At 72.0% G+C, this 22838-nt stretch carries 19 protein-coding genes; 1 reads left to right on the top strand and 18 read right to left on the bottom strand.

Features of this window, described 5'->3' with window-relative positions:
- From ACFV9T_RS21375 to ACFV9T_RS21290, 18 genes are all read right to left on the bottom strand, one after another.
- The gene (locus ACFV9T_RS21375) at positions 1 to 1215 is read right to left on the bottom strand and encodes a serpin family protein (RefSeq protein WP_385442620.1); all 1215 of its coding nucleotides are present in this window, start codon (positions 1213 to 1215) and stop codon (positions 1 to 3) included.
- Between the two features lie 20 nt (positions 1216 to 1235).
- The gene (locus ACFV9T_RS21370; protein ID WP_385442617.1) at positions 1236 to 2636 is read right to left on the bottom strand and encodes an aspartate aminotransferase family protein; all 1401 of its coding nucleotides are present in this window, start codon (positions 2634 to 2636) and stop codon (positions 1236 to 1238) included.
- Entirely contained in the window at positions 2633 to 4543 is a 1911-nt protein-coding gene (gene dxs, locus ACFV9T_RS21365; RefSeq protein WP_385442614.1) for a 1-deoxy-D-xylulose-5-phosphate synthase, read from the bottom strand. The genes ACFV9T_RS21370 and dxs overlap by 4 nt, the downstream gene beginning before the upstream one ends.
- 9 nt (positions 4544 to 4552) lie before the next feature.
- Entirely contained in the window at positions 4553 to 5578 is a 1026-nt protein-coding gene (gene hpnH, locus ACFV9T_RS21360; protein WP_385442612.1) for an adenosyl-hopene transferase HpnH, read from the bottom strand.
- Positions 5529 to 6278 (bottom strand): 1-hydroxy-2-methyl-2-butenyl 4-diphosphate reductase, encoded by a 750-nt coding sequence (locus ACFV9T_RS21355; RefSeq protein ID WP_385442609.1) that lies wholly within the window; start codon positions 6276 to 6278, stop codon positions 5529 to 5531. The genes hpnH and ACFV9T_RS21355 overlap by 50 nt, the downstream gene beginning before the upstream one ends.
- A complete protein-coding gene (gene shc, locus ACFV9T_RS21350; protein ID WP_385442607.1) occupies positions 6278 to 8221 on the bottom strand; it encodes a squalene--hopene cyclase in 1944 nt (647 codons plus the stop codon). The genes ACFV9T_RS21355 and shc overlap by 1 nt, the downstream gene beginning before the upstream one ends.
- A 124-nt stretch (positions 8222 to 8345) precedes the next feature.
- Positions 8346 to 9443 carry a polyprenyl synthetase family protein gene (locus ACFV9T_RS21345; RefSeq protein ID WP_385442606.1) on the bottom strand — a complete coding sequence of 366 codons (1098 nt, stop codon included), beginning with the start codon at positions 9441 to 9443 and terminating at the stop codon, positions 8346 to 8348.
- On the bottom strand, positions 9440 to 10969 hold the full coding sequence (gene hpnE, locus ACFV9T_RS21340; protein WP_385442603.1) for a hydroxysqualene dehydroxylase HpnE: 1530 nt from the start codon (positions 10967 to 10969) through the stop codon (positions 9440 to 9442). The genes ACFV9T_RS21345 and hpnE overlap by 4 nt, the downstream gene beginning before the upstream one ends.
- A gap of 55 nt (positions 10970 to 11024) precedes the next feature.
- Positions 11025 to 11975, bottom strand: coding sequence for a presqualene diphosphate synthase HpnD (gene hpnD, locus ACFV9T_RS21335; protein WP_385442601.1), 951 nt, complete (start codon positions 11973 to 11975; stop codon positions 11025 to 11027).
- Positions 11972 to 12883, bottom strand: coding sequence for a squalene synthase HpnC (gene hpnC, locus ACFV9T_RS21330; RefSeq protein WP_385442718.1), 912 nt, complete (start codon positions 12881 to 12883; stop codon positions 11972 to 11974). The genes hpnD and hpnC overlap by 4 nt, the downstream gene beginning before the upstream one ends.
- Positions 12884 to 13237: 354 nt before the next feature.
- On the bottom strand, positions 13238 to 13978 hold the full coding sequence (locus ACFV9T_RS21325) for a TetR/AcrR family transcriptional regulator (protein ID WP_385442598.1): 741 nt from the start codon (positions 13976 to 13978) through the stop codon (positions 13238 to 13240).
- A 333-nt stretch (positions 13979 to 14311) separates the two neighbouring features.
- Complete coding sequence (locus ACFV9T_RS21320) at positions 14312 to 15121, bottom strand: ABC transporter ATP-binding protein (RefSeq protein ID WP_385442596.1); 810 nt, start codon at positions 15119 to 15121, stop codon at positions 14312 to 14314.
- Complete coding sequence (locus ACFV9T_RS21315; protein ID WP_385442593.1) at positions 15114 to 16049, bottom strand: ABC transporter permease; 936 nt, start codon at positions 16047 to 16049, stop codon at positions 15114 to 15116. The genes ACFV9T_RS21320 and ACFV9T_RS21315 overlap by 8 nt, the downstream gene beginning before the upstream one ends.
- A 79-nt stretch (positions 16050 to 16128) precedes the next feature.
- On the bottom strand, positions 16129 to 17001 hold the full coding sequence (locus ACFV9T_RS21310) for a glycosyltransferase family 2 protein (RefSeq protein WP_385442717.1): 873 nt from the start codon (positions 16999 to 17001) through the stop codon (positions 16129 to 16131).
- 11 nt (positions 17002 to 17012) lie between these two features.
- Entirely contained in the window at positions 17013 to 17804 is a 792-nt protein-coding gene (locus ACFV9T_RS21305; RefSeq protein WP_385442591.1) for a CDP-alcohol phosphatidyltransferase family protein, read from the bottom strand.
- Positions 17770 to 18843, bottom strand: coding sequence for an iron-containing alcohol dehydrogenase family protein (locus ACFV9T_RS21300; RefSeq protein WP_385442589.1), 1074 nt, complete (start codon positions 18841 to 18843; stop codon positions 17770 to 17772). Before ACFV9T_RS21300 ends, ACFV9T_RS21305 begins: the two co-directional genes overlap by 35 nt.
- Positions 18831 to 19568 (bottom strand): phosphocholine cytidylyltransferase family protein, encoded by a 738-nt coding sequence (locus ACFV9T_RS21295; protein ID WP_361479031.1) that lies wholly within the window; start codon positions 19566 to 19568, stop codon positions 18831 to 18833. Before ACFV9T_RS21295 ends, ACFV9T_RS21300 begins: the two co-directional genes overlap by 13 nt.
- Positions 19565 to 21481 carry a DUF5941 domain-containing protein gene (locus ACFV9T_RS21290; protein ID WP_385442716.1) on the bottom strand — a complete coding sequence of 639 codons (1917 nt, stop codon included), beginning with the start codon at positions 21479 to 21481 and terminating at the stop codon, positions 19565 to 19567. The genes ACFV9T_RS21295 and ACFV9T_RS21290 overlap by 4 nt, the downstream gene beginning before the upstream one ends.
- A 278-nt stretch (positions 21482 to 21759) precedes the next feature.
- Between ACFV9T_RS21290 and galE the strand changes: the two genes are divergently transcribed.
- Positions 21760 to 22746 carry a UDP-glucose 4-epimerase GalE gene (gene galE, locus ACFV9T_RS21285; RefSeq protein ID WP_385442586.1) on the top strand — a complete coding sequence of 329 codons (987 nt, stop codon included), beginning with the start codon at positions 21760 to 21762 and terminating at the stop codon, positions 22744 to 22746.
- Positions 22747 to 22838: the final 92 nt, after the last annotated feature.

The following is a 22838-nucleotide window of genomic DNA, read 5'->3' as shown; positions in this document are numbered from 1 at the left end:
TCAGCCGAGGCCCGGAGGACCCCACGGTGTGTCGACCCCGGCCTCGGGCTCGGTGACCCAGCCCGCCGTCAGCACCAGACCGCTGTCCCGGTGCACGGCCAGGAAGCCGAACGGGCGGTCGTACGTCACCGTGATCCGCTTCGCCGTCCGCTGCGGCGGGCCCCCGCCCGGCGCCATCGCCAGTGCGGTCACGGCCGCCGCCCAGAAGCCCTCGGCGCTGAACGACGCGGTGATGGACTGCTGCCCGGAGGAGATCGCCAACGGGTTCGGGCTGATCCCCGGGAAGTGTCCCCGGGAGTCGTCCTGGGCGCTGCGCAGCCCGAACAGCTCCGCGTGCCGCAGCAGATCGTGCTCGGCGGACACGGTGAACTGCGGGGTGGTGAGGGCAACCGTCGGGGTCTCGTCCCAGCTCGGAGCCGCCTCGACCGTGACGCCGGGCCCCGCCTCGCCGTACGGCAGCGACGCGCCGCCCCACCCCGGGTACCGTCCGGCCACCGCGCCGATCCCGGCCTCCAGCACCTGGCCGCCCGGTACGCCCTCGGCGCCGAGGACCAAGTGGACGTCCAGCCCGTTGTCGCCCGCGACCCCGGACAGGGTGAGCGGTCCGGCCGGGGTGTCGGGGATGATCCGCAGCACCCCGTCCACATCGTCCGTCGTCCGGCGCAGACCGGCCAGCGACCGACCGCGCCACGGCCCGCTCGTAGGCGTCAGCATCCCGGGATGGAACGGCAGGCGCCAGGCCGTCTTCAGCAGGAGCGCCCCGGCCAGCACCAGCTGGGTGTCGGGCGTCAGCGGCGCGGGCATCTTGTCGATCGCGCCATCGGTGTGCCGGGCGGCCCACGCGTCCAGCTCCTGGCGGTCGCGCTCGGAGTCGCCGGTCAGGACGGACCGTACGCCCTGCGGAAGCTGAGCCTCCCATTCGGGCCGCACCGGCAGGTCGCGATGGGTCCACAGTCCGGTGGCCGCCGCCACGCCGTCCATCGCGCCCATCGCCTCGACGACCTCGCGGCCGAGCGCCGTCGCGCCGTCCGCGCCGACGCCGAGCGCGCTCTCCAGCTCGGCGCGGGCCGGGCCGTCGGCCGTACCCGCGAGCAGCGCGAGCAGCGGCCAGGCCGCCGCGCCGGTGAGGGCCGTGGACTCCGTGTCCGAGACGACGGCCCGCACCCACCGCCCGGTCAGCGCGTTGACGGCCTCTGCAGCGGCCACGTCGGCCATGTCCCGGTCCCCCACTCTCGTCAGCGGTGGGCGACCGCCTGCTTGACGAGAGTCCGCCCGAACTCCCACATCAGCCCGCCGCCCCCGTGTGCGTCATCCATGACCGCTGTGAACGCCTCGACGAAACGGTCCACTTCCCGCTCGCCGATGATCAACGGCGGAATCAGCTTAATGACCTCCAGATGGTCGCCGGAGACCTGGGTGAGGATGCGATGGCGCTGCAGCAGCGGCACCACGACCATCTGCGCGAACAGGCCCTTGCGCGCGGCCTGCAGCATCGCCCAGCGGCCGCGCAGCCCGAGCGAGGACGGCTTGCCGAACTCGATGCCGATCATCAGCCCCCGGCCGCGTACGTCGTGCAGCAGCTCATAGCGGTCGATCAGCGCGGAGAGCCGGTCGCGCAGCAGCTCGCCGGTGCGGCGGGCGTTCGCGACGATCTGTTCGTCCTCCATGACGGCGAGGACGGCGAGCCCCGCCGCCATGGCCTGCGCGTTGGCCCCGAAGCTGGCGGAGTGCACCAGCACCCGGTCCATGGACGAATAGACCTTTTTGAAGATCCAGTCCTTGCCGAGGGTCGCGCCGACCGGGATGTAGCCGCCGGACAGCGCCTTGGCCACGCACACCAGGTCCGGTTCGACGCCGTCCTCGTGCTGGTACGCGAAGAAGTCCCCGGTGCGGCCGAGCCCCGTCTGCACCTCGTCGGCGATGAGCAGCGCCTTGTGGCGGTGCAGCAGCTCCTGCGCGGCCCGCAGGAAGCCCGGCGGCGCCTCGTGCACGCCCTTGCCCTGGATCGGTTCGACGACGAGCCCGGCGACGTCCCCGCGCGCCAGCTCCCGCTCCAGCACGCCCAGGTCGCCCATCGCGATCGCGGTGTCGGGCAGCAGCGGTGCGAAGCCGTCGCGGAAGCCGTCCTCGCCGTTGACCGACAGCGAGCCGGTGGTGAGCCCGTGGAAGGCGTGCTCGCAGTAGAGGACGCGGGGCTTGCGGGTCGCGTAGCGGGCGAACTTGAGCGCGGTCTCGACGGCCTCCGTACCGCTGTTGCCGAAGAAGACCCGGTCCAGGTGCGGGGCGTGGCCGAGCAGCTTCTCGGCGAGCAGCCCGGGCAGCGGCTGGCAGTCGAAGCGGGTCAGATCGGCGAGCGAGGCGTCCAGTACGTCGTGCAGCGCCTTGCGGACGACGGGGTGGTGGCGGCCCAGGCCCATCACCCCGAAACCGGCGAGCATGTCCAGGTAGTCCTGGCCCTCGTCGTCCCAGAAGTACGCGCCCTCGGCCCGCTCGTAGACCTTGTCGAAGCCGATGGTGTGCAGCATCCGCGGCAGTTGGTGGTTGAGGTACCGGGTGTGCAGGTCGTAGCGCTCGGACCCGCGCCCGGCCAGAAGCTCGCCCACGTCGAAACCCGAGCGCTGCTCGGCTGCTGTCATGCGTCCCTCTCCTTGGCGGCGGCCTCCCCAGTGGCGGTGCGCGCATCGATACGGGCGAGGGCCGCACCGATGTGGCCCGCTATCTCGGCGGGCGTGAGTCCGATGTCGGCCAGCACCTCGGCGCGCTTGGCGTGCGGCAGGAACGCCTCGGGGATGCCGAAGGTCCGCAGCGGCAGGTCGACGTCCGCGTCCCGCAGCGCCTGGCCGATCGCCGCGCCCACCCCGCCGCTGCGTACGTTGTCCTCGACGACGGCCACCGCGCGGTGGCGGGCCGCGAGCGCGGGCAGCTCCGGGTCGACGGGCTTGACCCAGCGCGGGTCGACCACGGTGCAGCCGATGCCGCGCTCGGCCAGCAGCTCGGCAGCGCGCAGCCCGACCGGCGCCATGACCCCGGCCACCACGAGCAGGACGTCCTCCCCGTGGCGCAGCACGTCCATCCCGCCGACCCGATCGAGGGCCGGAATGGCGGGCCCCACCGACTCCTTGGGGAAGCGGACGACGGTCGGCGCGTCGTCCACGTCGATCGCCTCCCTCAGCTGGGCGCGCAGCTGGTCCGCGTCGCGCGGGGCGGCGATCCGCAGGCCGGGCACCACCTGGAGGGCGGACATGTCCCACATGCCGTTGTGGCTGGCCCCGTCGGTGCCGGTGACCCCGGCCCGGTCGAGGACGAACGTCACGCCGCAGCGGTGCAGGGCGACGTCCATCAGCAGCTGGTCGAAGGCGCGGTTCAGGAAGGTCGCGTAGACGGCGAAGACCGGGTGCAGCCCGCCGGTGGCGAGCCCGGCCGCCGAGACCGCCGCGTGCTGCTCGGCGATGCCGACGTCCCACACCCGGTCCGGGTACGCCTCGGCGAAGCCCGCGAGGCCCACCGGGTCGAGCATGGCGGCGGTGAGGGCCACCACATCGGGCCGCTCGGCCCCGATCCGTACCATCTCCTCGCCGAACACCGACGTCCACGACCGGCCGCCGGAGGGGATGAGGGGCGCGCAGGTGAGCGGGTCCATCGCGGCGACCGTGTGGAAGCGGTCGGCGTCGTCCTCCAGGGCAGGCCGGTAGCCGCGCCCCTTCTCGGTGAGGCAGTGGACCAGGACCGGGCCGTGGAACCGCTTGGCGCGGCGCAGCGCCCCCTCGACCGCCGCCAGGTCGTGTCCGTCGATCGGGCCGACGTACTTCAGCCCCAGGTCCTCGAACATGCCCTGCGGCGCGAAGGTCTCCTTGAACCCCCTCTTCGCGCCGTGCAGCGACCCGTACAGCGGCTGCCCGACGACGGGGGTGCGCTGGAGGACGTCCTTGCCCCAGGCGAGGAACCGTTCGTAGCCGTCGGTGGTGCGGAGGGTGGAGAGGTGGCCGGCGAGGCCGCCTATGGTGGGCGCGTAGGAGCGTTCGTTGTCGTTGACGACGATGATCAGCGGGCGGTCGCGGGCGGCGGCGATGTTGTTGAGCGCCTCCCAGGCCATGCCGCCGGTGAGCGCGCCGTCGCCGATGACCGCGACCACGTGGTCGGTGCGGCCGAGGGTCTCGTTGGCCTTGGCGAGACCGTCCGCCCAGCCCAGCACGGTGGAGGCGTGGCTGTTCTCGATGACGTCGTGCTCGGACTCGGCGCGCGACGGATACCCGGAGAGCCCGCCCTTGCCGCGCAGCTTGGAGAAGTCCTGACGGCCGGTGAGCAGCTTATGGACGTAGGACTGGTGGCCGGTGTCCCACAGGACGCGGTCCACCGGCGAGTCGAAGACGCGGTGCAGGGCTATGGACAGCTCGACGACGCCGAGGTTGGGGCCGAGGTGCCCGCCCGTCCTGGCGACCGCGGTGATCAGGAACTCCCTGATCTCCCGGGCGAGCGCGGCCAGCTCCTCCCCGGTCAGCGCCTTGAGGTCGTGCGGGCTCCGGATGTTCTCCAGCAAGGGCATGCTCTCCCGTCACCCCCGGCTTCCGGCCGCGGTCTCGCGGGCCGCGCGCAGCGACTCCTTGAGCGAGCCCATGGTGGCCAGGACGGCGGTGGGTTCGTAGCCGCAGTGGGCCATGCAGTTGTCGCAGCGCGGGTCCTTGCCCCGGCCGTACTTGTCCCAGTCGGTCTCCTCGACCAGCTGGCGGTAGGTGGGGACGTAGCCGTCGCTCATCAGGTAGCAGGGCCGCTGCCAGCCGAAGAGCGAGTAGTTGGGGATGCCCCAGGCGGTGCACGGGAAGTCGGTCCGGCCCTCCAGGAAGTCCAGGAAGAGCGGGCTGTGGTTGAGCCGCCAGCGGCGCCGGTTGCCGCCCGCGAACGCCTTCCGGAACAGCTCGCGGGTCTGCTCGACGCCGAGGAAGTGCTCCTGGTCGGGTGCCTTCTCGTAGGCGTAGGCGGGCGAGATCATCATCTCGTCCACCTTGAGGTCGTCGTTGAGGAAGTCGAGCACTTCCACGATGGTCTGCGGGGTGTCGGTGTTGAAGAAGGTGGAGTTGGTGGTGACCCGGAAGCCGCGCCGCTTGGCCTCCCGGATCGCCGCCACCGCCTCGTCGAACACGCCCTCCTTCGCCACGGACGCGTCGTGCCGCTCGCGCAGCCCGTCGATGTGGACGGCGAACGCGAAGTACGGGGAGGGGGTGAAGTTCTCCATCTTCTTCCGCAGCAGCATCGCGTTGGTGCACAGGAAGACGTACTTCCGCCGCTGCACCAGCTGCCGCACGATCTCGTCGATCTGCGGATGCATCAGGGGCTCGCCGCCCGCGATGGAGACCATCGGAGCGCCCGACTCCAGCACCGCGCCGACCGCCTGCGCCACCGGCATGCGCTGCTTCAGCACCCCCGCCGGATGCTGGATCTTGCCGCAGCCCTCGCACTTGAGGTTGCACGCGAACAGCGGCTCCAACTCCACGATGAGCGGGAACTTGTCCCGCCGCTTGATCACCTTCTGGTCAAAGAGATACGTCGCGACCCGGATGGTCTGGCGGAGCGGCATGGCCATCTAGCTCACCTCCTGAGAGGGAAGAGGAACGGTGCCAGTCGAAGAATGCGGGAAGAACAGTTCGTAGTACCCGGAAGGCCGATATTCCACCGCGCAGTGTCCCGATGCGGACCAGCTCATGTTCAGGAGCGTCCACGATCACCCGGACGGCCGCAACCGGGCGTGCCCCGCCGCGCACCGCGCTGCGCAGGGTGGCGGCGGACTCCATGTCCACCGCGATGGCCCCGGTGGCGTGCAGCTCGGCCCGCTCCGCGCCCCGCACCACATGGTTCGAGCCGACGACCGGCCCGATGTGCACGGTGCGCCCGAGGCCGCCGCGGGCCCGCCGGGCGTGGCGGGCCAGCGCCTCGGCGAGGATCCGGCTGCCGTCGCACGGCGTACGGCCGACCGGGTCGCGGGTCTCGTCGGCCACCACCAGATCCCCCGGGTGCATCCCGGGGGCCAGCCCGGCGCAGAAACCGGTGGCGACGACGGCGGTGCGGAGCGGCCCAGCCCGGATCGGACCCTCGGCCAGCGCGCGGCTCACCGCCCGCTCGGCCGCCTGCGGTCCCATGCCGGTACGGAGCACCGTCACCGGCCCGGCGGCGGCCCCGGAACCGGCCGCCCGCAGGGCGAACCGCTCGATGCCGAGCGCGCAGGCGATCAGCAGCGGGGCACCGCGGGTGTCCGGGGCCGGGTCCCGGGCCGGTCGCGGGGACATCACGTCCTCCGCGGCCGCGCCCCGGTGGCCGCACCGCTCACATAGCGCCCGAGCGCGGTGAGCGGGAAGACCAGCCGGTACAGGTGGTAGTTGATGGAGAAGTCCCAGGGGAAGCCGGTACCGGTGAAGTACGGCTCGTCCCAGGAACCGTCCTGCTCCTGCGTGGCCGCGAGCCAGCCGACCGCGCGCTCGACCGCCTTGCTCTCCCGCTCCCCCGCCGCCAGCAGCGCGAGCAGCGCCCACGCGGTCTGCGAGGCGGTGGAGGCGCCGCGCCCCATCCACTCCGGGTCGGGGTACGAGCGCTGGTCCTCGCCCCAGCCGCCGTCCTCGTTCTGCACGCTCTCCAGCCAGCGGACGGCCCGGCGGACGGCCGGGTGGGAGGCGGGGATCCCGGCGGCGATCAGGGCGGGGACGACGGAGCCGGTCCCGTACACATAGTTGGTGCCCCAGCGGCCGAACCAGGCGCCGCCCGGCTCCTGCTCGGCCAGCAGCCAGCGGACGGCGCGCCGGGTGCGCGGATCGCGGGCGCCGCCCTCGTGGGCCAGCATCTCCACGACATGGGCGGTGACGTCGGCCGATGGCGGATCGATGACCTCACCGAAGTCGCAGAACGGCAGCCGGTTGGGCAGCGGGCTGGTGTTGTCGACGTCGAAGGCGCCCCACGCCCCGTTCCGGGACCGCATGCCGAGCGTCCAGCGCACCCCGCGCCGCACGGCCGCCGCGACCCGCTCCGGCTCGGGGTGGTCGACGCGGCGCAGCGCGAGGATGACCTCGGCGGTGTCGTCGATGTCGGGGTAGTTGTCGTTGTGGAACTCGAAGGCCCAGCCGCCGGGGGCGAGCCGGGGCCGCTTGACCGACCAGTCGCCGGGCCGGTCGATCTGCTCGTCGAGCATCCAGTCGGCGCTTTTGACCAGGGCGGGGTGGCCGGGGGCGAGTCCGGCGTCGGCGAGCGCGATGACGGCCAGACAGGTGTCCCAGACCGGGGACTGGCAGGCCTCGATCATGCGGCTGCCGTCCTCACGGAGGACGGCGAAGCGGTCCAGCGAGGCGAGCCCCGCCCGCATCACCGGGTGGTCGAGGTCGTAGCCGAGGAGGTGGAGCGCGATCACGGAGTAGACGGCGGGTGGCTGGATGCCGCCCCAGCAGCCGTCGTTCTCCTGCCGCTCCACGATCCAGCGGGCGCAGGAGCGCAGCGCGGCCCGGCGCAGCGGGCGCAGCGCCACCTTGCGGTAGAGGTGCAGGGCGCGGTCGAGGCGCTGGAAGGCGCCGTCCCAGGAGGCGAGGGGGGCGGCGGGGCGGGGCGGACCGGGTCTTCGCGGGTCGGCGTGGAGTTCGTCGAGGGAGAACGGGGCGGGGCGCACCGGGCGCTTCGCGGAGACGACGGTGAGCGGCACGATGGTCTGCCGCGCCCAGCAGCCGAAGTCGTAGAGGTTGAGCGGCAGCCAGGACGGAAAGTAGATGATCTCCGGCGGCAGCTCGGGCAGGTCCTCCCACCGCCACCAGCCGAAGAGCGCCAGCCAGACGCGGGTGAAGACGCGGGCGTTCGCCACCCCGCCCTGGTCGCGCACCCACGCGGAGGCGGCCGCCATATGGGGTGCGCCGGGCGCGTCACCGGCCAGCCGGAGGGCGACGTACGCCTCGATGGTGGCGGACAGCTCCGGCGGGCCGCCGTGGAAGGTGGCCCAGGTGCCGTCCGCGTTCTGCTGCGAGCGGATGTGGCGGCCTGCGGCGTCGAGCACGCCGGGGTTCTGGATGCCCAGGAACTGCCGGAGCATCAGGTCCTCGGCGTCCATGGTGACGTTGGTCTCCAGGTCCCCCTTCCACCAGCCCTGCTCGTCCTGGCGGGAGAGCAGCTGCCGGACCGCGCGGTCCGTGGCCTGACGGGCGAGCACTAACGTCTCGGACTCGGATGACTCGGACGGTTGGACGGTTGTCGCTGTCATGGCTTCCCCTCTGCAGTGTGATCTGCCGTCGTTGGGGCCTCCGTCGGCCGGCACCGGGCTGGTGCCGGCCGGCGACTGCGAGCCTGGTCCTGCGTGCTACGGGCCTAGGCGCGGTCGATTGTGATCATCTCTCCCGGACGACGACGAAGTCCGCGAGCGCCACGAACTGTTCTCGCACCGCGCCCGGCATGTCCACCTCGTCGAGGGCCTCGATGGCCTTCGCGTACTGCCTGCGGGCCTCCTGCGAGGTCCAGTCCCGGCCGCCCGCCTCCTCGATCAGCGCGGCGCGGGTCGCGAACTCCTCCTCGCTGAAGTCGGCGAACTCCTCCTCCGGCTTGTGCGCGTCGGCCGCGAGGATCTGCGCCAGGTCCTCGGAGGCCCGGCCGCCCGCCGCGAGGGCTGCGACCACCGGCAGTGACTTCTTGCGCTGGCGCAGATCGCTCCAGGTCTGCTTGCCGGTCGACACCGGGTCGCCCCAGATGCCGAGCACGTCGTCCACGGCCTGGAAGGCGAGGCCCAGGTGGTACCCGTACCGCTCCAGGGTGTCGGCGGTGCGGTCGTCGGCGCCGCCGAGGACGGCGCCGATGGAGGTGGCGCAGGCGAGCAGCGCGCCCGTCTTGTTGCCCTCCATCTCCAGGCACTCCTCGACGGTGACCCGCTCCCGGTGCTCGTACGAGATGTCCTGCGCCTGGCCGTCGATCAGCTTGCGGGTCGCGGAGGTGAGCCGCCGGGTGGCGCGCCCCGCCTCCACGGTGCCCAGCTCCAGCAGTATTTCCCCGGCCAGCGCGAAGAGCGCGTCCCCGACCAGGATCGCCTGGGCCGGTCCGTGCACCTTCCACACCGTGTCGCGGTGGCGGCGCTGCTCGTCACCGTCCATCAGGTCGTCGTGCAGCAGCGAGAAGTTGTGCACCAGCTCGACCGCGACCGCGCCGGGCACCCCTACCTCCGGGTCCGCCCCGGCCGCCTGCGCGGACAGCAGCGCGAGCGCCGGGCGCACGGCCTTGCCGCCGTCCCCCGCGGCGGGGCGGCCGTCGGCGTCGATCCAGCCGAAGTGGTAGGCCGCGACGGTGTCCATGGGCGGAGCCAGCCGCTCCACCGCCGCGCGCAGCTCCGGCGTGGCAAGCGTACGGCCGCGCTCCAGCAGCGCGTTGACGCCTGCTGAGTCGACAGCTGGGGTCGCCGGGGTCACGGTCTCTCCTCTGGTTTCTGTGGTGGTGCTCATGCCGCCTCCTTGGGCGTCCCCCCGCCGAAGGCGGGAAGCGGAATCACATGCGGGCGGCCGTCGGAAAGGGCGGCCCGGGCCGCGGTGAGCCCGCTGCGCACGGCGCCTTCCATGGTCGCGGGCCAGCCGGTGGCGGTCCACGCGCCGGCCAGGTACAGGCCGGGTGCGCGGGTGGGTGCGCCGGGCCGCAGGCGGCCGACGCCGGGGACCGGGGCGAACGTGGCGGTGCGCTCCCGGGTGACGAAGAAGTCCCGTACCTCCGCGCCGCGGGCGGCCGGCAGCAGCCGCTCCAGCTCGGGGAGATAGCGGGCGCGCAGCTCGGCCACCGGACGGTCGATGTCGTCCTGGGCGGCGGACTGCGACACCGCGAGGTACTGGCTGTCCCCGGCGCCCGGCGCGTCCCGCAGCCCGGAGGCGCCGGTGCGGTCGAAGACCCACTGGACGGGGCTGCCGAGCGCGGCGAAGAACGGGCGGCGCAGCACGGTGCGGTCGTAGACGACGTGCAGGTTGAGGATGGGCGCGGTGCCGATGCGCAGCAGCCGGTCCGGATCGTCGAGGGCGCCGCCTGGCAGCAGCGCGTGCGCGTCCCGCTGCGGTACGGCGAGGACCACGGTGTCCACCGGGTCACGCAGCGGGCCCTGGTCGGTGTGCACGGTCCACGGGCCCTCGGGGGCGCGCGTGACGGCGCTCACGCGAGTGCGCAGCTCGGTCCGTACGCCCGCCGCGTCCAGCGCGGCGCGGGCCTGGGTGTCGTGCAGCTCGCCGAGCGGGGCGCGGGCCCAGCCGATGTCGGCGGCACCGGCCTCGGAGAGCAGCCCGGTCTTGAAGACCATCGCGGCCAGGCCCAGCGAGGCGTCCTCGGCGGTGGCATTGAGGGTGGCCACGCCCACCAGGTCCCACAGTGCCTCGACGGCGCGCGGCGACTGGCCGTGGCGGCGCAGCCAGCCCGCGAAGTCCTCGCCGTCGAGCGCCGGGTCCAGCGGGTCGAGCCGCCCCAGGGCGAGCGCGGCGCGGCCCACCCGGGCGCGCTCGGCGAGCGAGAGGTGCGGGTAGGTGGCGAGGCTGGCGGCCAGGTGCAGCGGCACCGGCAGTCCGGTGCGGCGCAGCCGTCCGAGCCGCCGCCCGGGCCGCGCGGCGGCGTCCACGACGGGTACGTCCAGCCGCCCCTGGAGCGTGGCGAGCGGGGTGGCGCCGACCCGGTCCAGGAACCACTGGTAGGCGGTGCAGCAGCGCAGATAGACGTGCTGCCCGTTGTCGACGGTCAGCTCGCCCACGGGTGACGAGCGGCGGAACGAGAAGGCGAGCCCGCCGAGCCGGGGGCGCCCCTCGGTCAGCGTGACGCGCACCCCGGCGTCGGCGAGCGCGAGCGCGGCGGTGATCCCGGCGAGCCCGCCGCCGATGACGACGGCGGTGCGTGGGGTGTGCTGCCCCTCACCCGGCTGCCGTACGAGCGCGGCCGCCCCCTCGGGGCGGCCTGCCGGGTCCGGGTCCGGGCGGTCGGCGGAATGCGCGGTGCGGGCCGTCATGTGGTCACCTCCTCGGGTGAACACGACGCGGCACCGGGCCGCGAGGTTGCGTCGGTCACCGGATCCCCCCGGCTCCACGGCGGACGGCGGCGCGGGAGTCGAGCCCGGCGAGGCCGCGCAGCGCGACGTACGCCTTCTCCCGGCCCGGCAGCGAAACGCGGCCGCGCAGCACGGCCCCGGGGTTTTCGGCGATCCGCTCCAGGAGTCTGCGGTAGATGCCCGCCATGGCGGCCACGCACGCCCCGCTGCGCCGGTCCAGCATCGGCAGCAGCCGGTATCCCTCGGCGAACAGCGCCCTGGCGCGCCGGACCTCGAACTGCACCAGCCCGGTGAAGTCGGCGCCGGGCGGGACGGCCGAGGTGTGGAAGGCGTCGGCGCAGCCGAACTTGGCGAGGTCGTCGGAGGGCAGATAGGTGCGCCCCGTCGAGGCGTCCTCGCGGACGTCGCGCAGGATGTTGGTCAGCTGGAGCGCGAGGCCGAGGGTATCGGCGTATTCGGGAGCGCGAGCGGCGTCGCGCGCGCCGGGTACGGTGCCGAACACGCCGAGGGAGAGCCGCCCGATGGCGCCCGCCACACAGCGGCAGTAGTCCTTGAGGTCGTCCCAGGTCTCGTACGTCTCCCCGGCCACGTCCTTCAGCACGCCGTCGATCAGCTCGTCGAGCCCGCCGAGCGGGATCGGGAAGCGCCGGGCGGCGTGGGTGAGCGCGACGGCCACGGGGTCCGTGTCGTCGTCCTCGATCACACCGCCGCGGATCCGGTCGAGCAGCGCGCGGGTCTGGTTGAGCCGGGCCCGCTTGGCTTCCACGGGCAGCGCGCCGTCGCCGATGTCGTCGATGCGGCGCGAGAAGGCGTAGAGCGCCGACATCGCGTGGCGCTTCTCGGTGGGCAGCAGCCTGATGCCGTAGGCGAAGTTGCGGGCCTGGTGCCCGGTCACGGCCTCGCAGTAGCGGTATGCCGCGAGCACTGGCGCGGACGCGTGCGGAGATCCGTCCACGGTCCGGCTCACCCCTCTCTTCGCAGTGTCGCCCCCACCTCGCGCAGCAGGCTGAGCTTGGTGGGCCTGGGCGGTCCAGGGAGTACGTCATGTCCCGCGGCCGCGACCGCCCGCAAGGCGGCCCGCCCCCCGGCCACGAATCCGGCGAGCAGCACCTTCAGCCTGCCGTGGACGCTACCCACCAGCGGGGTGCCTTCATTCAGCAGGTCTCGGGCGCGTTCCGCCTCGTACGCGACCAGGGCGCACACCGATGCGCCGCCTTTCGGGGCGGCGAGGTCGGCCTCGGTCACCCCGAAGCGTTTCATGTCCTCCGCCGGGAGGTAGACGCGGTCCCTGCCGAGGTCCTCGGAGACGTCCTGAAGGTGCTCGATGATCTGCAGGGCGGTGCAGATCGCGTCGGAGCGGCGGACCCGCTCGGGGGTGGCGGTGCCGGTGATGCCGAGGACGAGCCGCCCCACCGGGTTGGCGGACAGCTCGCAGTAGTCCAGCAGCTCCTGGTAGGAGCCGTACCGCCGCACCCGCTGGTCCTGGCGGTTGGCCTCGATCAGCCCGCGGAAGGGCGCCGGGGTGAGGCCGTGGCGCCGGACGGTGGGGCACAGCGCGCGCAGCAGCGGATGGCGGGGCGGCGCGGCGGAGGTGTCGGCGAAGACCCGGCCGAGGTCGGCCTCGAAGGCGTCGAGCATGGCGAGCCGGTCGTCGGCGAGGGACCGGTCCAGGCCCAGCAGCTCGGCGTCGGCGCCGCCGGGAGGCAGATCACCGTCGCCGATGTCGTCCACGAGCCGGGCGTAGCCGTATACGGCCATCAGGTCGGCGCGCCAGGCGCGGGGGATGAAGAAGGGGGCCACGGGGAAGTTCTCGTGCGCGGCCTTGTCGAGCACGGCGCGGGCGGCTTCCTGTCCGCCGCTCAGGCTGCCCGACATGGTGGAGGACCCGCTGCGCTCGTCCTCCGCGGTCACCGTGGGCAGCCAGGCGTACGGGCGAGGACCAGCACGCCGCGCGGATCCCGGTGACCGGGGCCCGTGGGCGTACTGGAAATGGGCCGTGGAGCCAATGCCGTCACATCCCCCGTTCTACACCGGTTACCAGGGTCGGCACGATCCGGACACGCCGCGCCGATACGTCAACGGCGGACGGCCGCGCACCCCCGAACAGGGGACAGCCGCACACGTCCGACATGATCCGGTTGGGCATGGGCACAGCTTACGCCCCCGGCGCACACGCGTACGGAACCACACCCCGGCCGAGACCCCCGGACCTGCCCGGCAGCGGCCGGGTCAGGCCTCCTCGTCGTAGAACTCGGTGATGTCCAGCATGGTGCACAGGTCGCGCAGCTCGAACTCGAAAAACGACTTCCCCTCCGAGAGCCCGAACGACATGTGCCCCAGCGCCTCCATGGAGATCACCCCGTACAACCGCGCCCAGCAGCGCAGCATGACGGCGATGGCGCCCGGCGGCATGTCGACGCCCTGGTCCTCGCTGAGCGCCCCCAGCTGACGGGCGAGCGCCGGATCCAGCTCGTCCTCCTCGGGAGCGGGGAAGCCCCGCACCCGCCACAGGTCGGAGACCAGGTCGGAGAAGACGGACCCGAAGACCCAGCCCATGGTGCGCTCCGGCTTGGTCTCCTCGCGCCCGAGGCCCGGGGCCCAGGGTCCGAGGATCAGCCCGAACTCATGGGGGTGCTTGATGGCCCAGACGCGCAACGCCCGGGCACCGCCGATCAGTCTGCGACCGGGCTCGCCCTCGGGGAGCTGCCCGATGACCCCGCGCATATAGCGGGCCATTTCCGCGAAGATGTCCACCCGCAACTGCAGGATCAGCGCGTCCCGGCTGCTGAAGTAGCGATAGACGGCCGGCGCGGTCATGCCCATCTCACGGGCGATGGCCCGGATGGTCACATTCTCCGGGCCCTCCTGAACCAGGAGCGTCCGGGCGACGTCCTTGATTTCGCGGATGGTCGCGATGCGCAACCGCTCACGCCGTGAGTACGGTGCGACGTGCGCTTCCCCTGGCGACACGCGTCCCCCTCCCTCATACCCCGCCGCTCGGCAACCCGGCGTACACGCACACGATACAGCGCCTCCGTTTAGTGAACAGCGGCAGCGGCAGTACCTCTGCGTCACGACCTGGTGGACGTGTGTTCACCAGGTCCCTCCCCCGATGCGGAATACAGCTTCCGCTTTGCATATGTCATCCCCCGTAAGCCTGATGGACCCTTCTGACCACCACCTTAGTGGGCGGGGTGACAGTGCGTGAGCTTTTCCACAGGACGGGTGCACGCCGAAGGGCCGGGACCGCCCGGCGGCCCCGGCCCTTCGTGAGTTTTCGGCCGCACACCGGCGAGCTGCCGGCTACTTGCCGGTCTCCTTCTCGTAGGCCTTGATGACCTCGTCCGTCGGGCCGTCCATCAGCAGCTCGCCCTTCTCCAGCCACAGCACCCGGTCACAGGTGTCCCGGATCGACTTGTTGTTGTGGCTGACCAGGAAGACCGTTCCGGCGTCCTTGCGCAGCTCCCGGATGCGGGCCTCGGAGCGCTTCTGGAACTTCCGGTCACCGGTCGCCAGGGCCTCGTCGATCATCAGCACGTCGTGGTCCTTGGCCGCCGCGATGGAGAAGCGGAGGCGGGCCGCCATGCCGGAGGAGTACGTCCGCATCGGGAGGGTGATGAAATCACCCTTCTCGTTGATGCCCGAGAAGTCCACGATGTCCTCATACCGCTCGCGGACCTGCTCCCGCGACATCCCCATGGCCAGACCGCCCAGTATGACGTTCCGCTCACCGGTGAGGTCGTTCATCAGGGCCGCGTTGACGCCCAGCAGCGACGGCTGGCCATCGGTGTAGACGCTGCCGCGCTCGGTCGGCAGGAGGCCCGCCACGGCCTTCAGGAGGGTCGACTTGCCCGAGCCATTGGAGCCGATCAGACCGATCGACTCACCCCGGTAGGCCACGAAGGTCACCCCGCGCACGGCGTGCACCTCACGCAGACCGGGGGAACCCTTACGGCGCATGATGCGGCTCAGCGCGGCGGTGGCGCTGCCACGGCCCTTGGGCCCCCCGTTGACGCGGTAGACGATGTGCACATCGTCCGCGATGACGGTGGGCACCCGCGCCTCGGCGGGCGCGGGAGGCTCGACGGTGGTTTCCAATGTCTGTTCAGCCACGGCCGTACTGCTCCTCCGCCTTCCAGAAGTACACGAAGCCCGCCGCGCCGATCACGACCGCCCAGCCGAGCGCGAAGGCCCAGACGTGGTCCGGCAGGTTCGACGCGCCGTATCCGTCGATCAGCGAGAACCGGATGAGGTCCATGTAGACGGCCGCAGGGTTCCACTGCAGGATATCGGTGACCCAGCCGGGCACGTTCTTCTCCTCCAGCATGTGCGGGATGCTGAACATGACCCCGGACGCGTACATCCACGTCCGCAGCAGGAACGGCATCAGCTGCGCGAGGTCCGGCGTCTTGGCGCCCATCCGGGCGACGATGAGCGAGAGACCGGTGTTGAACACGAACTGCAGCGTCAGCGCCGGGATCACCAGCAGCCACGACCAGCCGGGGTAGCTGCCGAAGGACACCATGATGACGACCAGCACGATCATCGAGAACAGCAGCTGCTGGAGCTGCTGGAGCGAGAACGAGATCGGCAGCGAGGCCCGTGGGAAGTGCAGCGCCCTGACCAGGCCGAGATTGCCCGAGATCGACCGCACACCCGCGAGGACCGAGTTCTGGGTGAAGGTGAAGACGAAGACACCGGTCACCAGGAACGGAATGAAGACCTCGTGCGACATCCCCCGGCTGGTGCTCAGCAGCAGCCCGAAGATGAGGTAGTACACCAGCGCGTTCAGGAGCGGCGTCGCCACCTGCCACAGCTGACCCAGCTTGGCCTGGCTGTACTGCGCGGTCAGCTTGGCCTGGGAGAACGCCAGGATGAAGTGGCGGCGGCCCCACATCTGGCGGATGTACGCCCCGAGGCCCACCCGGGCGCCGCTCACCGACAGGCCGTACTTCTTCGCCAGCTCGGCCGGGGACAGGCCGTCGTCGGGTGAGGGCGGAGCACTCACGGCGACCGCACTGTCGTGCGTAGTCTCGCTCACAGTTGACACTTTCGTCTTCAGGGTGCGCTGAGCGGGGCCGCGCCCCGGTCGCGCTCGATGCGTATCTGATACGAGCTTGTCAGATGACAGGAGGCCGGCCCAGTCGGGTCAGGCGCCATACCGTACGCCACTTCATGGGGCGCCGTGGACCGCAAGGGGTCTTCCAGCCTTCGCGGAAACCGCCCAGCCAGGCACGCAGCGCGGTCTTGGAGGGACGCCTGGCCAGCGTGAGCAGCAGCCAGACACCCAGATACACGGGTACGAGCAGGGCCGGAAGGTTTCGCCGGGCCAGCCAGACCCGGTTGCGCGCCACCATGCGGTGGTAGACCGCGTGGCGGCTCGGCGCGGTGGTCGGGTGGTGCAGCACCATGTCCGACCGGTAGTCGATCATCCATCCCGCGTCCAGCGCCCGCCAGGCCAGATCGGTCTCCTCATGGGCGTAGAAGAACTCGTCCGGCAACCCTCCGACCTGCTCGAAGACCTCGGTGCGGACCGCGTTGGCACCACCGAGGAAGGTGGTGACCCGCGAGGAGCGCATCGGGTCGGCGGCGCGCAGCCGGGGCACATGGCGGCGCTGGGTGACGCCCGTGTCGGGGTCGGCGATACGGAAGGAGATGATGCCCAGCTCCGGGTCGCCGGCGAACGCCGCACGGCACAGCTCGGCCGTGTCGGTGCCCGGCAGCAGACCGTCGTCGTCCAGGAACAGCAGCACGTCGACGTCGCGACCGCCCGGTCCGAACGCCTCGATGCCGACGTTGCGCCCCGCCGGGATGCCCACGTTCTCGGGCAGCTCGACGGTCCGTACGTCCTCGGGGAGCGCCGGAAGCGGTGAGCCGTTGCCCACGACGACCACCTCGACGCGGTCGCCGTCCTGCTTGGCGACCGAGTCGAGCAGCGCGCGCAGCTCCTCGGGGCGGTTGCCCATCGTCAGGACAACCGCTCCGACCTTCATCGTGCCGCCCGTCACTTGAGCCTGCTCGACGCGAGGATGGACACCAGGTGAAGCAGTGTTTGCACCAAAGCGATACCGGCGAGCACGGCCACACCCAGCCGGGTGAAGAAGAGGTCGCCGCGCACCTGGTCCACGACCGCCAGCGCGAGGACGAGCAGCGACGCCTCGATCCCCAGGATCAGCCGGTGGAACTGGAGCGCCGCGGCCGCCTTGCGGGCCAGCGCCATCCCGGACGAGCGCGGCTCGGACGCCGCCTCCTTGACCGGGGGAAGACCGCCCTGGTGCCGGGCGACCCCGACGAGGTCGGTCTCGGCCTTGATCAGGACGGCGCCGAGCGCGGCGAGGGTGCCGAGGAACGCCCACAGCCAGTCGATCCGCCCGGAACCCCACAGGTCGGCAGCGCGCAGACCGAAGCCGACGAGCACCGCGGCGTCGCACAGGTAGGCGCCGACCCGGTCCAGGTACACACCGCTCAGCGAGAACTGCTTCTTCCAGCGGGCTATCTCGCCGTCGACGCAGTCCAGCAGCAGGTAGAGCTGGACCATCAGCACACCGAGCACGGCGCCCGCGATCCCCGGCACCAGCAGGGCCGGGGCCGCGAGGACACCGAAGACGGTCATCAGATACGTCAGCTGGTTGGGCGTCACCCGGGTGTTCACCAGGTGCCGGTCGCAGCGCAGCGAGATCTCCCGCATGTACAGGCGCCCGGCCCAGTGCTCACCGCTCCGCCGGTCCTTCACCCCCACGGGGTGAACGACCGGGCGGAGTTCAGCCACTGATGGCTTGACTGACTGCTTTGGCATAGTCGGCGTAAGCGTCCCTGATCGCGTCGGAAGAGAGGTCGAGGTGCTCGAGGATCGTGTAGCGCCCGGGGCGGGTCTTCGGCGCGTACTCCACGACCTGGACGAACTCGTCCACGGTGAAGCCGATCTCCTCGGGCAGCACCGGAAGACCGTGCCGGTGCAGCACTTCGGCCATGAACGCCGACTGCTCGTGCTCCCCGCGCAGGTACATCGCGAACGCCCCGCCGAGCCCGCACTGCTCGCCGTGGCTCGCCGCGCGCTTGGGGAACATGAGGTCGAAGGCGTGGTTGATCTCGTGGCAGGCGCCGGACGCCGGACGGGAGTCGCCCGCGACCGACATCGAGATGCCGGTGAGGACCAGGCCCTCGGCCAGCACCTGGAGGAAGCTGTCGTCGCCGACGCCGCCGGGGTGGCGCAGCACGGCCTCGCCCGCCTGGCGTGCCATGGCGGCCGCGAGCCCGTCGATCTGCTCGCCCGTCTCGCGGTTGGACAGCTCCCAGTCCCGGACCGCCGAGATGTTGGAGAGCGCGTCGCCGATGCCGGAGCGGACGAAGCGGACCGGGGCCTCGCGGATCACATCGAGGTCGATGACCACGGCGATCGGGTTGGGCACGCCGTACGAGCCGCGGCCCGCGTCGTTGTCGAGGGTCGCGACCGGTGAGCACAGACCGTCGTGCGAGAGGTTCGTGGCGACGGCGACCAGCGGGAGGCCGATGCGCGCCGCGGCGAACTTCGCACAGTCGATGATCTTGCCACCGCCGAGTCCCACGACCGCGTCGTAGTGGCCGGACTTCATCCGGTCGGCGAGCTTGATCGCGTCATCGAGGGTGCCGCCGCCCACCTCGTACCAGCTCGCGCCCGGCAGCGCCGGGGCCAGCCGCTCGCGCAGCACGGCCCCGGAGCCGCCGCTGATCGCGACGGCGAGCTTGCCGGAGGACGAGATCCGCTGGTCGGCCAGGACGTCCGCCAGGTCGTCCAGGGCGCCCGCGCGGATGTCGACGACGAGCGGCGAGGGGATGAGCCTCGTCAGTACTGGCACGCGATTTCACGGCCCTTCGCCAGGTCGTCATGGTTGTCGATCTCGACCCACTTGACGTCGCCGATCGGGGCCACGTCGACCTTGAAGCCGCGGTTGACCAGCTCCTGGTAGCCGTCCTCGTAGTAGAGGTCGGGGTCGCGCTCGAAGGTGGTCTTCAGGGCGTCGGCGAGGTCGGCCGCGGCGTCGCCCTCGATGAGGGTGACGCCGATGTACTCGCCGGTCGCCTCGGCCGGGTCCATCAGCTTGGTGATCTTCTGGACGCCCTTGGCGGGGTCCGCGACGACCTTCATCTCCTCGTCGGCGAGCTGCTTCACCGTGTCGAGCGCGAGGATGATCTTCTGGCCGTTGCCCTGCGCGGCGAGCAGGGTCTTCTCGACGGAGACCGGGTGCACGGTGTCGCCGTTGGCGAGGATCACGGTGTGCTTGATCGCGTCACGGGCGCACCACAGGGAGTAGGCGTTGTTCCACTCCTCGGCCTTGTCGTTGTCGATCAGGGTGAGCTTGAGGCCGTACTTCTGCTCCAGGGCCTCCTTGCGCTCGTAGACCGCTTCCTTGCGGTAGCCGACCACGATCGCGACCTCGGTCAGGCCGACCTCCGCGAAGTTGCCGAGGGTGAGGTCGAGGACGGTGGTCTCACCGTCGACCGGCACCAGGGCCTTGGGGAGGGTGTCGGTGTAGGGGCGCAGACGCCGTCCGGCGCCGGCCGCCAGCACGAGGCCGATCATGCGGGTTCTCCTGTTTCGTCGTGGACAGCGGGTGCTCCGGAGGACACCCAGAAGCGGATGCTCTCGATGAGCACCGTCAGCGCGATGACCACGGCGAGCGCGGTCAGCGCGATGGTGAAACCTTGGGTCGGGCCGCCCTGGCTCCGGCCGAGCGACAGCGCGGCGATGGCCGTGACCACCAGGATCCGCCCCTCGTGCCCGCCTATCGCCCGCACCAGCCAGTGCGGGGGCGCCCCGGTGCCGCCGCGGATGCGGTACACCGTGTCGTAGTGATGGTAGGCGACGGCCGCCACCAGCCCGAAAGCAGCAGGCAACGCTCCGTTTACCTCCGACCGGGCGGCGAGGATGAGGACGGTTCCGTACTCGGCGGCCCGGAAGAGCGGCGGCACCAGCCAGTCGAGCGGGCCCTTCAGCGGTGCGGCGACGGCGCAGCCCCCGAGGACGGCGTACAGCGCGGCGGCCGCGACGGCGAGCCAGGACCCGGCGGGCAGCGCGGCGGCACCGGCGACGAGCGCCGCGCTGCCGAGGGCGGCCGTGACGGGGGCCAGATACGCGGACGGCCGGTGGGCGGTGGCCTTGGCGCCCAGCTCCGCCAGCGGGCCCGAGTCGGCGAGGTCGGCGAGGGCCTGGGCGGCCCGGTCGGTGCGCCGCGCCTTGCGGGTGAGCGAGCGCAGCACGCGCCCGGCGGTGGTGTAGCAGGCGGCCAGCGCACAGCCGATGATCAGGACGTAGAGGGTGATCCGGGGCGTGGTGAGCGCGGTCAGCACCGCGATCATCGCCCAGCGCTCGCCGATCGGCAGCACGATCATGCGCCGCACCCAGACCGTCCAGCCGACGCTGTTGAGGCGGTCGGAGAGGGCGGCGGTGGGGCTGCTGTTGCCGGTGGCGTCGTGATTGGCCTCGTTGAACGAGAAGTCCACGACGTGGCGGCAGGTCTGGAGCACCATCGCGCCCAGCGCGAGCGCCCATACGTCGTCGCCATCGGCATTCGCCGCGCCGAGGGCGAGGCCCGCGTAGTACGCGTACTCCTTGGCCCGGTCGAACGTGGCGTCCAGCCAGGCGCCGAGGGTGGAGTACTGCAGCGAGTAGCGGGCCAGCTGGCCGTCGGTGCAGTCGAGGACGAACGAGGCGATCAGCAGCAGTCCGGCCGCGATGAACCCGGGCCGGGTGCCGGTGGCGGCGCAGCCCGCCGCGATCAGGGCGGTGAGGAGGGAGGCCGTGGTGACCTGATTGGGCGTCAGCCCTCGGCGGGCACACCAGCGGGCGATGTAGCGGGAGTAGGGGCTGACACAGAAGGTCGTGAAGAAGCCGTCGCGCCCCTTCACGGCGGTGCGCAGCCGCACCTTCTCCTCGTCCACGGCCGCGGTCTCCGCCAGCGCCGCCGCCCGCCGCTCCGCGTCCGCGGGCACGGTCGCGACGAGCACGCCCAGCTCGGGCCGGTGCGGGGCGACGCCTTCGGCGTCGAGGGCGGCGGCGATGTCGTCCACGAGGGAGGGCGTACGGGCTTCCGCCACTTCCTCGGCCGCCGCTTCCTCGGCCCTCGTTTCCTCCGCGCTGGCGATCGTCGCCACCGACCCGGCGCCCGCGAGCGCGCTCGGCACGGCGGCGTCCGGGGCGGCGGCGGACGTCACCGCGCGGGTGAGCGCGGCCCGGGCCTCCGGCTGCGCCGTCAGCGCGCCGGGCACGGCGGCCGCGGGGAAGCGGGGGTCGGTCAGCGCCAGCCGCAGGGCGTGGCCGTGACCGACGAAACGGGGATCGACGAGGGCCACCCGCTCACGCGGCGGGACGGCGGCCAGCTCCGTCGCCACCCCGTCCGCGCCGGTCGCCGTGCGCACGTCGAAACCCAGCGACCGCAGGTCGTCCTGGAGAGACGAGCCGGCGACCGGAGCACCGGTGAGAATCGCGGTCGACAGACGAACTCACTCCTTGGCAGCTGACATGTGGCCGCGCCGCTCTGGCACAGGCCTGGAGCCCTCGGAACAGTCGGAACAGGGGGCATCGCGCATCCCGGTCCCGGGTGGGGCGGGCGGCATGTCGGCAGAGGCTATCGGATCGATGGAAGCAGCCGTTCACCGCGCATTCACCACACGATCGGGGGAACGACCGCTTCCGCGCGCCGCCGATCATCATGGTGGATGGCGTGTCCCCTCGACAAACGGACGCCGCCCTGACCTGTGGATAGGGTGCCGTCATGACGTGGCTGATCACAGGTGGTGCCGGATATATCGGGGCGCATGTCGTGCGGGCGATGACCCAGGCCGGTGAGCGGGTGGCCGTGCTCGACGACCTCTCCAGCGGAATCCCCGGGCGGCTGCCCGAGGACGTTCCGCTCGTACGCGGCTCCACGCTCGACCGTGAGCTGCTGGACCGTACGTTCGCCGAGCTGGACATCACCGGCGTGGTGCATCTGGCGGCGAAGAAGCAGGTCGGAGAGTCGGTCGAGCAGCCGCTGCGGTACTACCGGGAGAATGTGCACGGGCTCACCGTGCTGCTGGAGGCCGTGGCCGACGCCGGGATCGGCAGCTTCCTCTTCTCCTCCTCCGCCGCCGTCTACGGCATGCCGGATGTGGAACTGGTCACCGAGGACACCCCGTGCGTGCCGATGAACCCGTACGGAGAGACCAAGCTCGCCGGAGAATGGCTGGTCAGGGCCGTGGGAGCGGCGCATTCGATCTCTACGGCCTGTCTGCGCTACTTCAATGTGGCGGGTGCCACGCGGCCCGAGCTGGCCGACACCGGAGTGTTCAACATCATCCCGATGATGTTCGAGCGGATCACACATGGGGAGGCCCCGAGGATCTTCGGTGACGACTATCCGACCCCGGACGGCACCTGTATCCGCGACTACATCCATGTAGAGGACCTGGCCTCCGCCCACCTCGCCGTGGCCCGCCGACTCGCCGCGTCCCCGGGCGCGGGCGATCTGACGGTGAACATCGGCACCGGTCAGGGCGTCTCGGTGCGCGAGATGGCCGACCTGATCGCCGAGGTCACCGGCCGCCCCGAGCCCGCCCCCGTGGTCGGGCCGCGCCGCCCGGGCGACCCGGCCCGGGTCGTCGGATCGACCGACCTGATCACCAAGGAGCTGGGCTGGAGCGCCCGGCACGGGGTACGCGCGATGGTCGAATCGGCCTGGAAGGGCTGGCGCCACCACCACCCCGAGGCGCGCCAGGGGTAAACGGCTGCGGCCGGTCGGCGGTACGGCCCGCCCGGGTCATGGTCCCCGCGTAGTTCACTGGGTGCGGGGGCCGCGCCGGGCAGGAGGGCCGT

Source organism: Streptomyces sp. NPDC059850 (assembly GCF_042731515.1).
GTDB lineage: Bacteria > Actinomycetota > Actinomycetes > Streptomycetales > Streptomycetaceae > Streptomyces.
This window is presented reverse-complemented; position numbering and strand designations above follow the sequence as displayed.